Source organism: Hydrotalea lipotrueae (assembly GCF_019249625.1).
Taxonomy (GTDB): domain Bacteria; phylum Bacteroidota; class Bacteroidia; order Chitinophagales; family Chitinophagaceae; genus Hydrotalea; species Hydrotalea flava.
Genome location: NZ_JAESDL010000027.1, coordinates 1 through 13,190 on the forward strand (window position 1 = coordinate 1; position 13,190 = coordinate 13,190).

Genomic DNA, 13,190 nt, shown 5'->3' on the forward strand with positions numbered 1-13,190 from the left:
CTTACTTAAAATATTACTATTCGTTTTAGCTTTTCAAGTAAAAGCAATCGTTTAAAATAGGAAACTTGAATTAATTAAAGTTTTTTGGTTTGAATATATGGAAGCATAAAAATTTTTTTCTAAGCAGTGTTACATTCATAGCTGCTATTTTTAGCTGGCCATTCGTTTTCTTCAGCCTGTTGCAACTGCAGCAGGTTTTTTGCTGTATGTAGAAAGTCAATGTTAACAAATTGTAACCTTTTGGTTGTTTTGCTAAATGTTTACAATTTGTTAATCTCATTTATTTCAACCATACAATCATGCGCTGTTAGCTTTGCGACCTGATGAAACCTATGCATAACAGACTACTGAATTGTTTATTGTTGCTTTGCTTTGTATTACTGCAAAATACAGGAGTAAAAGCAGTTGCCTTATTGCATCCTTCAAAAGTGAATCATACTTTTTTCTCGCTGCAGGAAAAATCACCTGCCTTTTTATCCGTTTTTTCTTCACAACATTCACTGCCCACGCCATTAGCCATCATTCAAGATGTTATAGATGGCGATGATGATTCGGATAGGGACTTGAATCCATGTTATTCTCAGGTATCAATGGTACATTGTAAAATGCCGGTATCTGTTTGTTCAATCTTATATGGCTTGCCTGTTTTTTTTCCGTCAAAAAGCACATTACATTCCACATTACTTTTTCGCATTGGTTCACTCAGAATTTGATGCAAGCACTTGCCACTTAGGCATTTTTCCATTCTAACTTTTATATTTTTTCTATATCAACTACTAAAACAAACCTTTATTTATGCGCAGCAATTTTACAGTGCTAACAGCATTTATCATCTGCCTTTTAATGGCCATTGTACCGGTGGCAGGCCAGTCACAGGACATCAACATTATTAACGGTAAAGTATTGGATGCACAGGATCAAACACCTATTGTGGGTGCCAGTGTTTCTATCAGTACAACTCAAAAAGGAACAGTTACGGATGCACAAGGTAATTTTACCCTGAGTGTCAATGCCAATGCTGTTTTAATAATTACATATGTGGGTTATGCACCCGAAAAATTTCCATTAAGGGGCAGGAAGAACATTACCATTGCCTTACAGAAAGAAGTAAAATCATTGAATGAAGTGGTGGTAACCGCATTGGGCATTAGTAAACAATCCAAAGCATTGGGCTATGCAGTACAATCGGTAAATACCCGTCAAATTACTCAGGCGGAAGATCCCAACTTAATTAACAACTTAAGCGGAAAAATTGCAGGTGTATATATTACCAATGGCGGTGCTGGTGTTGGTTCTACATCACGAATTGTTATAAGGGGAGAAAATTCATTCAGCGGCACCAATCAACCTTTGTTTGTAGTAGATGGGGTGCCTATAAATAATGAAACATATTTTAACAATGCCATAGAAAATTCAGCTAATCAGGGTACATGGGCTGAGGTAGATTATGGTAATGGCGCAGCAGAAATTAATCCGAACGATATTGCAAAAGTAACCGTGTTAAAAGGTTCTACAGCAGCAGCATTATATGGTTCAAGAGCAGCCAATGGTGCCATTGTACTGACTACAAAAAAAGGTACACCCGAAAAAGGAATGCAAGGCATTAGTTTCAATTCAACAACAACATTTGAAACGCCTTTAAAATTACCTCGTTTGCAAAATCAATATGGTGCAGGTATTAATGCTTATCCTTTATCCGGCAATCCGAGTACGTATACTTATCAGAATGGCGGTGCTTCTAATGAAAACAATATACCGAATTGGGGTTTAAAATTTGATCCAACCTTAAATGTGGTGCAATTTGATAGTCCTATTTCAGGCACACCCTATCAGGCGGCCGATTTGGTTGCACGTAGCATTAATCCGGGTTTAACGCCACAGGGTACACCATGGGTTGGCCATGCCGATCATTTTAAAAATTTTTTACAAACTGGTATCACTACCCAAAATAATATTGGTTTTGGTGGTGTAAGTGACAAGGGAAGTTATCACTTTTCTATCAGCAATTTATATAACAGAGGTATTTTACCAAATACTGATTTAAGAAGGAATGGTATTTCTTTAAGAACAGAGCATAAGTATAGTGATAAGCTGACTTCAGATGTTTTTATCGATTTCATTAACAGCAACAGCAGCAATCGGCCCAATATTGGGTATGGTTCTGAAAGTGTAATGTATACTTACTTTGGGGTTTATGGCATGCCAATTAACATTGATTTGAACTCTTTGAAAAAACAATGGCAAACAGGTCGTACCAATTTAAATCAGTTTCGTTACTGGAATAACCACGACAATCCTTATGTAACAATGTATGACAACGTAAATAGTTTTAATAAAAACCGTTTAATTGGAAACGCTTCATTGAAATATGCGTTTAATAAACAGTGGACAGCAATGGTGCGTACCGGCACAGATTATTATACCGACCACAGAGAAGGACACCGTGCGTTTACTACTGTTCGTTTCCCCAGTGGTGGCTTTAGAACGGATGATATTAATTATTTTGAAAACAATACCGATTTCTTAGTTAGCTATAACAAAAAACACAGCAATATCTGGAATTTTGACGCATCAGTAGGGGGTAACCGATTTATGCAGAATGTATCATATAATAGAAATATTGCCAACACATTAATTACCCCGGGTTTATACAATTTCTCAAATGCGCAAAGCCAGTTGCCTACTTTTTTTCAACAATTTAATAAAGTAGTATACAGTGCTTACGGTTTTGCAGATGTTGATTATAAAGGTCTGTTGTTCTTAAACGTTACCGGTAGAAATGATATATCCAGTACTTTACCGGTAAATCACAATTCATTCTTTTATCCTTCTGCTTCATTAAGTGCCATTGTATCTGATATGGTAAGGCTGCCTGCTGCTATTTCATATTTAAAAGTAAGAGCCTCTGTTGCCAAAGTAGGCCGCGATGCGGATCCTTATTCTATTAACAATACCTATCTTACCAATACCCCATTCAACAATTATCCGCTAACAACAGGCAATAATGTACTGGCCAACAACAATCTGTTGCCTTCTTCTACTACTACCACAGAAGCAGGTTTTGAAGCCCGTTTCCTGAATAACAGAATTGGTATTGATGCAACAGTGTATAATTCCAATACCAAAAATGAAGTAGTGCAATTGCCTATCCCTGTTTCCTCAGGTTATTCAAATGCTTATGTAAATGGAGCATCTATTAACAACAAGGGTATTGAAATTATGATCAATGCTTCACCCATTCGTTCTAAAACGCCCAATGGTTTTAACTGGGATATGAATTTGAACTTTAGTCATAATATTTCAAAAGTGACAGCATTGCCTGATGGTATCAATACATATGTATATGCACAGGTAACACAGTACGACCGCTACTTCCGTGCTATTCAATATGATGCGGTTGTTGGTCAAAGAATTGGTAATATGTATGGGAATGTTTTTGTAAGAGACCCTCAGGGAAATATTGTTTATAAAAATGGCGTACCTCAATTTACTTCCAGTCAAAATTCATTATTGGGTAATTATAATCCTGATTTTGTGTTGGGATGGACCAACAATTTTACTTACAAAAATTTCAATATGAGTTTTGTATGGGATTGGCACCAGGGCGGTAAATTTTATTCCTACACTGCTTTGGGGGTTTTGGCCGGTGGTATGTCGGTTGAAACTTTACCCGGCAGAGAAACAGGTATTATTGGTAAAGGTGTGATGCAGGATGCCAGCGGAAAATATGTACCTAATAATGTTAGGGTAGATGCTGCAACTTATTACAATGGATATTATAATGCTTCGAATAACGAAGCCTTTATGTACAATGCTACCTATGTTAAATTAAGAGAATTTAGAATTGGTTATACTTTCAAGAATTTGTTTGGTGCTACTTCTAAAGCCAACATGAATCTTTCATTTGTAGCAAGAAATATATTAGAGTTTACCCAAAATAAAGATGTAGATCCTGAAACACTGGCATTAAGAGGACAACAAATATTACCTGGTACAGAATTTTTAAGTATCCCTTCTACCAAAAGTATGGGTTTATCGTTAGGATTAAACTTTTAATTAAATAAAACATTGATTTATGAAAAAAATATTTTTGAATACAGGCAAGTTAATGATAGCAATTTTGCTGTTTAGTTCCTGTTCTAAAGAATTACAAACGGTAAATATCAATCCGAATAATTTGGAAAAACCGGATGCCACTACTTTGCTTTCCAATACTGTTGTTTCTTTGTTCTACAATAATGCAAATATTGTATGGACACTCGGTAATGGGTATAATCAATACATGACGTACAGTCAATCCTACTATGACCAGCCAACCCGTTACCAACCCGTTACCAATGAACCCTATTGGATTCCTTTATATGAAACTGCAAGAGATGCCAATACATTATATGGACTGGCAGTAAGGCAAAACAATCCATTATTACAGGCTGCTGCATTAACTTTGCGTTCTTATGCATTTGCACAATTAACCGAATTGTGGGGCGATATTCCTTTTACACAAGCCTTACAAGGTGCATCCGGTGTATACACACCTGTATATGATAATCAGCAAACAGTGTATACCGATCCTGCTGCAGGAATCATCCCTTCTTTGAGAAGAGCCGATAGTTTATTAAAAGCCAATCCTTCCGGTTTAATTAGTGGCGACATGTTATTCAATTCAAACACCATGGCCTGGCGCAGATTCATTAATGCGTTGCGTTTGCGATATTTATTGCGGGTATCTTCTAAATTAAGCGTAAGTGCAGAAATGCAGGCCATTGTAAATGATGGTGCCATTATGCAAAATGCATCACAAAGTGGTACTTTGGCATTGCCAACTACAACCCCTTATAACTTTGTGAGCTTAACAGAGCGTACAGGTGATTTTCAGGTAAAATACATGAACAACCTTTTGTATAATACTTTTGTAAACACTACAGATACTGCCAGAATTATGGCATATTTTGCTCCCAATTCGCTTACTGCAAGTGGTGCACCTTTTAATTTTACCAATTACGGCGGATTGCCATTGGTGGTAGATGCTACCAACTCTCAAACAGCTCAGGCTTCTAACTTCAATAGTAGTTTTACAAAAGGAACCAACGTTAATTTAATTAAAGCCAGAATTATTACTTATGCAGAGCAGCAATTTATATTAGCAGAAGCAGCTTTAAAAGGTTTTATTGCCGGCAGTGCACAAAACTATTATAACAGCGGCGTATTGGGTGCTTATGCCGAAATTGGTATTGACCCCAATACAGCAACCAATTATTTAACCCATGCCGGCGTAGCTTTTGATAACAGCAGTATGGCTAACTCAATGAAACAAATCATTACCCAAAAATGGCTGGCTAATATTAACAATGGTTTTGAAGGATGGATTGAATACAGAAGAACAGGATTTCCTGCATTTGATCCTGGTGGTTCTGTTAACTTAAATAACGGAGTGATACCAACCCGGTTTTTATATCCAACTTCTGAAAAAAATATTAATACAAAAAATTATAATGCAGAAATTCAATTAATGGGTGGCCAGGAAATAACAACTTACAAAGCCTGGTGGGAAAAATAAAGTACCATACCAATTGCTTTCTACAACCTGTTGCATCCGCAGCAGGTTTTTTTATGCTTGGAATAATAAGCCAACTTGAAAGTGCTATGCCAACAATTCAAATTTGCTTCAGAATTCATGGGTTAATTTGTATATTGAAAATGAAAGACTTTTTTTAAACATCATATTGCATTATGAAGCTACTGATTATAGAAGATGAAATAACACTGAACAAAACCATGACCGGCTTTTTAACCGCAGCAGGCTATCTATGCGAAACAGTTACCAACTATAACGATGCTATTGAAAAAATTGATTTGTATGAATATGATTGTATTGTGTTAGATATTATGCTGCCAGGCGGTTCCGGTTTAGAACTGTTGCAATATTTAAAAACCAACAAAAAAAACGACGGAGTTATTATAATTTCAGCCAAAGATTCATTAGATGATAAAATTACCGGTCTGCAATTGGGGGCAGATGATTATCTAACCAAACCTTTTCATTTACCCGAATTAAGTATGCGGGTAGCAGCCATTATACGGCGAAAAAAAATGGATGGACATAATATCCTGAATATTGGCAACTGGCTGTTCATAGATACCATTGCACAAAAAGTTACGGTACAACAGCAGGAAATTGAGTTAACACAGAAAGAATACCAGTTGCTGCTGTTCTTTGTGGTGAATAAAAACAGGGTATTGTCTAAAAGTGCCATTGCCCAGCATTTGTGGGGCGATGATATGGACTTGGCCGATCATTATGATTTTATTTACACGCATATCAAAAATTTACGTAAAAAGATGATGGCAGCTGGCGGGGAAGATTGTATTCGTTCTATTTATGGTGCCGGATATAAAATGCAGGTTGACTAATACATGTATCATTTTAAATATGATCAACTAAAAACGAATCGTACGCAATCATGAAATCATTTGCCGCGTATCAACGCTTTAATACCTTGACTGCTATTATTATTCTTTTAATGGGTAGTATTGCTTTTTATGGCGTTTTGCAATATGTGCTCATTCGGCAATTAGATGAAAGCCTGAAGGCTGAACAACAGGAAGTTTCTGCCTATGTGCAGCAATATCATCAGTTACCTGTAATACAAAATACCAAAAACCAATGGATTATTGTAGACAGTAACGTAATTGCATTGCCTAAACACAAATTCAGAACCATAACTGCATTTAATAAGGCTGAGCAGGAAATGCGGGAAATACGGCAATTGCAATTTCACTTGCAGGTAGGTAATCGTCATTATTTGGTACAAGTCAATAAATCGCAGGCAGAAACGGAAGATTTATTGCAATTGATAGCCATATTGGCATTTGGAATGATTACTTTGCTTTTGGTACTGAATTTTTTTGTGAACAGAAAATTGGTCAATAAATTATTTAAACCTTTTCAACAAACGATTACGGCCATTCGCGAATACAAAATTGGTCAATCGCAACCCTTGCAGTTGCCTGGCAGCCCTATAACTGAAATTCATTTGCTAAATGGTAGTTTAAATGAAATGTCGCAACGCATTTATACCGAATATCGTTCTTTAAAATCTTTTACCGAAAATGCAGCACATGAAATGCAAACACCGCTGGCCGTTATCCGTTCTTCTATTGAAAGTATGATACAGCAAAATAATTTAGATGAACTTGGTGTTCAACAACTGATGGCCATTGACGATAATATGCAGAAGTTAATTAAACTGCATCAGTCATTATTGCTGTTGGCTAAAATTGAAAACAATCAGTTTGCATTGAATGAAACAGTACAGTTAGATCAGATTATCCGGAATAAATGTGAAGAAAAAGCTGCTTTTATAGAAGCCAGACAATTAACCATACAACGGCAATTGGTACCCGTTACAGTATTGTTTCATCAACAGTTAACAGAAATACTCATCAATAATTTGCTGAACAATGCCATTCGGTATACTGCACAAAATGGACAAATTACCATTGTATTAACTGCAAATAGTTTTACCATTCGTAACACAGCTACACAGAGTAGTTTAGATACAGAAAAGGTATTTAAACGATTTTACCGGCCACAGCAGCAAACCGAAGGAACGGGTTTGGGCCTGGCAATTGTACATGAAATATGCCGATTGGCAGAATGGCATATACAATATACATTTGAGCAAAACGAACATTGTTTTATTATTCAATTTGTTAATCAGGAGGAGAAAATATAATGGGAAAGCAATTATTCGTCATCATCGGCAGTTTGCTATGTTTGGGATGGGCGCAGGCACAGCAAAAAAACCTTCCATTTTTTGTGAATGCCGCCATTGAAAACAGTCCGCTTTTGAAAGATTACCACAATCAACAGTTAAGCAATATCATAGACAGTCTTCGTATTCATGCCATCTATCAACCACAAATTAATGCCATCAGTGTAAATACGTATGCGCCTTCTTATCAGGGTTGGGGCTATGATGGTGCCATTACCAACGGTGCCAATGTTGCGCAACAACTTACTGCCAACAAACTGCTGATTGGTAAAGAAAACATGCAAAACCAGCAACAGGCTATTCAACTGTTAAATCAAAGTTTACAAGTGGCGGGTAAAATAACAGAGCAGGATATTACCAAAGCCATAACTGCTCAATATATTACGGCCTATGGCACACAGCAGCAAATTCAGTTCAATAAAGAATTGGTTGATTTGTTGAAAAAAGAAGAAGTGATTCTGAAAAAATTAACCGAATCAGGTATCTACAAACAAACTGATTATTTAAGTTTTTTAGTAACCATTCAGCAGCAGGATTTATTGATTCATCAATTGCACATTCAGTTTAGCAATGAATATGGTACGCTCAATTATTTATGCGGCTTAACAGATACGGCTTACACTGTATTGCAAAAACCAGATATTCAACTGGTATTAACACCGGAAATAGAACAAACAGTTTTTTACAAACAGTTTTTTGTAGATAGTTTAAAACTGAAAAACAGTGATGCACAAATTGATTTTAGTTATAAACCAAAAGTTAGTTTGTATGCAGATGCGGGCTATCTCTCATCTTTTGCTTACCGGGCTTATAAAAATTTTGGAACCAGCTTTGGTGTATCGATTATATGGCCCATTTATGATGGGAAGCAAAGAAAAATGAAACACGATAAAATTGCCATTGCCGAACAAACCCGTCAGCAATATCGCGATTATTTTAAAGTACAGTTTCAGCAGCAAATTGCACAATTGGCCCAACAACTACAATCGGTGCAGGAACTGATTAATGAAACCAATACGCAAATAAAATATACGCAAATATTAATTGAGGCAAACCGGAAGTTACTGCAAACCGGTGATGTAGTGATGCCGAATTATATTTTAGCTATTGGCAATTATTTGAATGCGAAAAATTTAATTACACAAAATACCATCAATAAATTACAGATTATTAACCAAATTAATTACTGGAACAGAAACTAAACAATTATGATGTTGAAAAAATATATACTTGTTTCATTTTTTGCATTTGCTATGGTAATGCAGGCTTGCAAAGAGAAAACCCCCGATGCAAATACAACGCTTGTTGCCGATGCCGCTACCGGCACACCGGTTACCATTACCCATCCTATTAAGGGTATGATGCAGGAAACTGTTACCCTGAATGCTGTTTCTGCTTTTTTATTGAAGAGTTTTGTGAAAGCCAATGCCAACGGCTATTTACAACAGGTAAATATTCATTTGGGCCAATATGTACAAAAGGGCGAAACCTTATTTGTGATTACTACCAAAGAAGCAAGGGCATTGGGTAATACCATTAATGCATTAGATACTTCTTTGCGGTTTTCAGGAACCATTGCCATACATGCACCGGGGAATGGTTATATTACCCAGCTCAATTACCATGCTGGCGATTATGTGTTAGATGGAGAGCCATTGGCAGCAATTACCGATAACAGGAGTTTTGTGTTTTTATTAGACCTGCCTTATGAATTGAAGCCCTATCTTCCACAAAATAAAATGGTACATTTATTATTACCCGATGGTACACAACTAACAGGTACAATGGGTACTCCGTTACCTACAGTAGATCCTGCGGCACAAACACAAAACTTCATCATCAGGGTAAATACCAATAAACAAATACCAGAAAATTTAATTGCTAAAGTAAACCTGATAAAAGTTCAAAAAATGAATACATTATCGCTTCCAAAAGCAGCCGTGTTAAGCGATGAAGTGCAAAGTAATTTTTGGGTAATGAAAATGATAGATAGCATTACTGCAATAAAAGTACAGGTACAAAAAGGTGTTGAAACGAATGATGCCGTGGAAATAATTACCCCTGCTTTTAAAACTACCGATAGTATTCTTGTAAAAGGGAATTACGGTTTGCCGGATACTGCAAAAGTGATGATTCTGTCAACTCCATTGAAAGAATAAGTAATATTTCATGTATGGCAAGTCAGTTTTTTCAGAATACTGTATTGAAATGAAGCTCTAAATCAAGTACAGTATAACAGAAAAGTAATAAAAATTATTTCTAATTTTTTGTAAGGTCAAGGTGCTTTGCAAATTTTAAATATTTTTTGGATGAAAAATTTCTTTGTAAAATATAAAAGTCCTTTGGCTGTTTTTATGGCCATTATCATTATGGGCGGATTGTTTGCTTACAGCAAATTGCAATCTTCACTATTTCCTGAAATTACTTTTCCAAAAATTAAAATCATAGCTGATGCCGGACAGCAGCCGGTGAATAAAATGATGATTACTGTTACCAGACAGTTGGAAAATGCTGTAAAGCGGGTGCCTGATTTGCACATGATACGCAGCATTACCAGCCGGGGAAGTTGCGAAATATCTGCTTTTCTGAATTGGAATGCGAATATTGATGTGAGTAAACAAAGAATTGAATCTCGAATTACAGAAATTATGAATACGCTGCCGCCTGGTATTCAAATTACGGTGGAACGTATGAATCCTTCCATTTTGCCGGTAATTGGGTATTCTTTGGAAAGTAACACCCGATCGCCCATTGATATGAAGCTGCTGGCTTTGTATACCATTAAACCCTTTTTATCGCAGGTAGCCGGTGTTTCTGAGGTGCGGGTTATTGGCGGAAAAACAAAAGAATACTGGTTAATTGTGAATACCGATAAAATGTCGGCATTGGGTATTACTCCCGATTCGGTGAACTATGCATTAAGCCAGACCAATTTCATCAAATCGAACGGCTATCTGGCCGATTATCATTTATTGTATTTATCACTTACCGATGCATCGGTAGTTTCGAAAGATCAATTACAACATATTGTTATCAGCAATAATGGTAAGCGCATTGTGCAGTTGCAGGATATAGCCGATGTGCAAATTCGTGAAGCGAAGGAGTATATCAAAATCAATGCAAACGGAAGGGAAGGTATTTTGCTGGCTGTTATTAAACAGCCCAATGCCAACTTAATTCAGGTAAGCAGCGATATGGATGCCAAACTGAATGATCTGAAAAAAATACTGCCTCGCGATGTAACCATACATCCTTATTATGAGCAGGCCAATTTTGTAAAAGATGCCATTAAAAGTGTAAGCGATAGTTTATGGATAGGGTTATTGCTTGCAATAGTGGTGGCTATTATTTTTCTGCGTTCACTGAAAGCCAGTACCGTTATTCTGTTTACCATACCGGTTACAATTTTACTCACTATTATCTGTTTGTATGCTATCGGACAAACATTAAATATTATGACGCTGGGCGCACTGGCGGCTGCTATCGGTCTAATTATTGACGATGCGATAGTAGTAGTGGAGCAAATCCATCGCACCCACGAAGAACATCCTGCCGAATCCACCAATACCCTGTTGCAAAAAGCCATTCATTATTTATTTCCTGCCATGGTGGGATCTTCCTTAAGTACCATCGTTATTTTTTTACCTTTTGTATTGATGAGTGGTGTTGCAGGTGCTTATTTTAAAGTAATGACCAATACCATGATTATTACTTTAGTCTGCTCATTTTTTGTAACCTGGTTACTGTTGCCTGTTTTGTATTTGTTGTTTACCCGCAATGCGTCTGTAAATGCAGTAGGCAAAAAAATAAAACATGGCCATGAAGTAAAGCAACAGAAATGGGTGGGTTTTTTTATCCGTAAACCTTATATCAGTATATTGTTCATCGTAATTTTAGGTGCTTCCATTTATGTTGTATATCCTAAATTAGCTACCGGCTTTTTGCCCGATATGGATGAAGGAAGTATTGTATTGGATTACAGTTCACCACCCGGTACTTCATTGGAAGAAACAGACCGGATGTTAAGGCAGGTAGAAAAAATAATTGTAAAAGTGCCTGAAGTAGAAGCTTATAGCCGTAGAACCGGTACACAAATGGGATTTTTTATCACAGAACCCAATCGGGGAGATTACCTGATACAATTAAAGAAAAACAGAACCCGGACCACGGAAGCGGTAATTAATGATATTCGGTTGAAGATAGAAGCAACGCAACCGGCTTTGCGAATTGACTTTGGGCAGGTAATTACCGATATGCTGGGCGATCTAATGACATCGGTACAGCCAATAGAAGTTAAAATTTTTGGGAATGATCAGTCGAAGTTGCAAGAGCTGTCCCGACAGGTGGCTGCAGTGCTGAATACTGTTCAGGGAACGGCTGATGTTTTTGATGGTATTGTTATTGCTGGGCCGTCGGTGGTGGTTACACCTAACTATACCGCCTTGGCGCTATATGGTATTACACCTGCCAGTTTTCAATACCAAATGCAGAGTGCTTTAGAAGGCAATGTGGTGGGTAGTGTATTTGATAAGGAACAGTTAAGTAATATTCGGTTTATTTATCCAAACAGTGCCAAATTATCGGTAGCACAGGTAAAACAAGCACTCATTTTTCTTCCCAATGGGAAAAGAATACCTATTACTAATTTGGCCACAGTTGCATTAAGTAGTGGCGATGCAGAAATACAAAGAGAAAATTTGCAAAATATGGGGGTAGTTACTGCAAGGTTAGATAATCGCGATTTGGGTAGTACCATGCAGGAAATTCAACAAAAAGTGGCCGCAAAAGTAGCATTGCCGCAAGGTTATTTTATCAGTTATGGCGGTGCTTATGCAGAGCAACAGCAGTCGTTTAAAGAGTTGCTGGTAATTTTAATTACAGCCAGTTTGCTGGTGTTTGGGGTCATATTGTTTTTATTCAGAGATGTAAAAATTGCATTGATTATTATATTGGTAGCAGTACTGGGTATCAGTGGCAGTTATTTGGCACTCTACCTCACCAATACTCCGTTAAATGTGGGTAGTTATACCGGTCTCATCATGATTGTGGGTATTATAGGTGAGAATGCCATTTTTACTTATTTGCAGTTTAGGGATTCATTAAAAGGAAAAACCAATGTGGGCAGGGTAGATGAAGCGATTATTTATTCCATTTCTACCCGGTTAAGGCCCAAATTAATGACGGCGTTGGGCGCTATTATTGCTTTAACGCCTTTGGCGCTCGGTATTGGTACTGGAGCACAAATGCACCAACCCTTAGCCATTGCTGTAATTGGCGGATTTATTGTAGCATTGCCTTTGTTATTGGTAGTGTTACCAAGCTTGTTGCATTTGTTATATAAGAACAGTAAACCTTTGGTACAGGAAGAAGAAATGTAGAATATAAAAAACAGAATTCTGTTATGGTAATTTCATA

The 13,190-nt window shown here is 37.0% G+C and carries 8 protein-coding genes; all 8 read left to right on the top strand.

All coding sequences use genetic code 11. From position 1 onward, the window contains the following. Window positions 1–323: 323 nt before the first annotated feature. A complete protein-coding gene (locus JK139_RS13410; protein ID WP_218331535.1) occupies window positions 324–713 on the top strand; it encodes a hypothetical protein in 390 nt (129 codons plus the stop codon). 82 nt (window positions 714–795) lie between these two features. Then, the gene (locus JK139_RS13415; protein ID WP_074420548.1) at window positions 796–4,056 is read left to right on the top strand and encodes a SusC/RagA family TonB-linked outer membrane protein; all 3,261 of its coding nucleotides are present in this window, start codon (window positions 796–798) and stop codon (window positions 4,054–4,056) included. A 19-nt stretch (window positions 4,057–4,075) separates the two neighbouring features. After that, on the top strand, window positions 4,076–5,557 hold the full coding sequence (locus tag JK139_RS13420; RefSeq protein WP_218331537.1) for a SusD/RagB family nutrient-binding outer membrane lipoprotein: 1,482 nt from the start codon (window positions 4,076–4,078) through the stop codon (window positions 5,555–5,557). Between the two features lie 173 nt (window positions 5,558–5,730). Then, complete coding sequence (locus tag JK139_RS13425) at window positions 5,731–6,411, top strand: response regulator transcription factor (RefSeq protein WP_068246340.1); 681 nt, start codon at window positions 5,731–5,733, stop codon at window positions 6,409–6,411. Between the two features lie 50 nt (window positions 6,412–6,461). Further along, window positions 6,462–7,736 (top strand): sensor histidine kinase, encoded by a 1,275-nt coding sequence (locus JK139_RS13430; RefSeq protein ID WP_218331539.1) that lies wholly within the window; start codon window positions 6,462–6,464, stop codon window positions 7,734–7,736. Beyond that, window positions 7,736–8,977, top strand: coding sequence for a TolC family protein (locus JK139_RS13435; protein WP_218331541.1), 1,242 nt, complete (start codon window positions 7,736–7,738; stop codon window positions 8,975–8,977). Before JK139_RS13430 ends, JK139_RS13435 begins: the two co-directional genes overlap by 1 nt. Window positions 8,978–8,983: 6 nt before the next feature. Beyond that, a complete protein-coding gene (locus tag JK139_RS13440; protein WP_218331543.1) occupies window positions 8,984–9,934 on the top strand; it encodes an efflux RND transporter periplasmic adaptor subunit in 951 nt (316 codons plus the stop codon). A gap of 150 nt (window positions 9,935–10,084) precedes the next feature. Continuing rightward, window positions 10,085–13,153 (top strand): efflux RND transporter permease subunit, encoded by a 3,069-nt coding sequence (locus JK139_RS13445; RefSeq protein WP_218331551.1) that lies wholly within the window; start codon window positions 10,085–10,087, stop codon window positions 13,151–13,153. The last annotated feature ends 37 nt before the right edge of the window (window positions 13,154–13,190 follow it).

Excerpts from the sequence above, each read along its gene's own strand:
- JK139_RS13410 (WP_218331535.1), top strand. The coding sequence starts at position 324 with ATGAAACCTATGCATAACAGACTACTGAATTGTTTATTGTTGCTTTGC.
- JK139_RS13415 (WP_074420548.1), top strand. The coding sequence starts at position 796 with ATGCGCAGCAATTTTACAGTGCTAACAGCATTTATCATCTGCCTTTTA.
- JK139_RS13420 (WP_218331537.1), top strand. The coding sequence starts at position 4,076 with ATGAAAAAAATATTTTTGAATACAGGCAAGTTAATGATAGCAATTTTG.
- JK139_RS13425 (WP_068246340.1), top strand. The coding sequence starts at position 5,731 with ATGAAGCTACTGATTATAGAAGATGAAATAACACTGAACAAAACCATG.
- JK139_RS13430 (WP_218331539.1), top strand. The coding sequence starts at position 6,462 with ATGAAATCATTTGCCGCGTATCAACGCTTTAATACCTTGACTGCTATT.
- JK139_RS13435 (WP_218331541.1), top strand. The coding sequence starts at position 7,736 with ATGGGAAAGCAATTATTCGTCATCATCGGCAGTTTGCTATGTTTGGGA.
- JK139_RS13440 (WP_218331543.1), top strand. The coding sequence starts at position 8,984 with ATGATGTTGAAAAAATATATACTTGTTTCATTTTTTGCATTTGCTATG.
- JK139_RS13445 (WP_218331551.1), top strand. The coding sequence starts at position 10,085 with ATGAAAAATTTCTTTGTAAAATATAAAAGTCCTTTGGCTGTTTTTATG.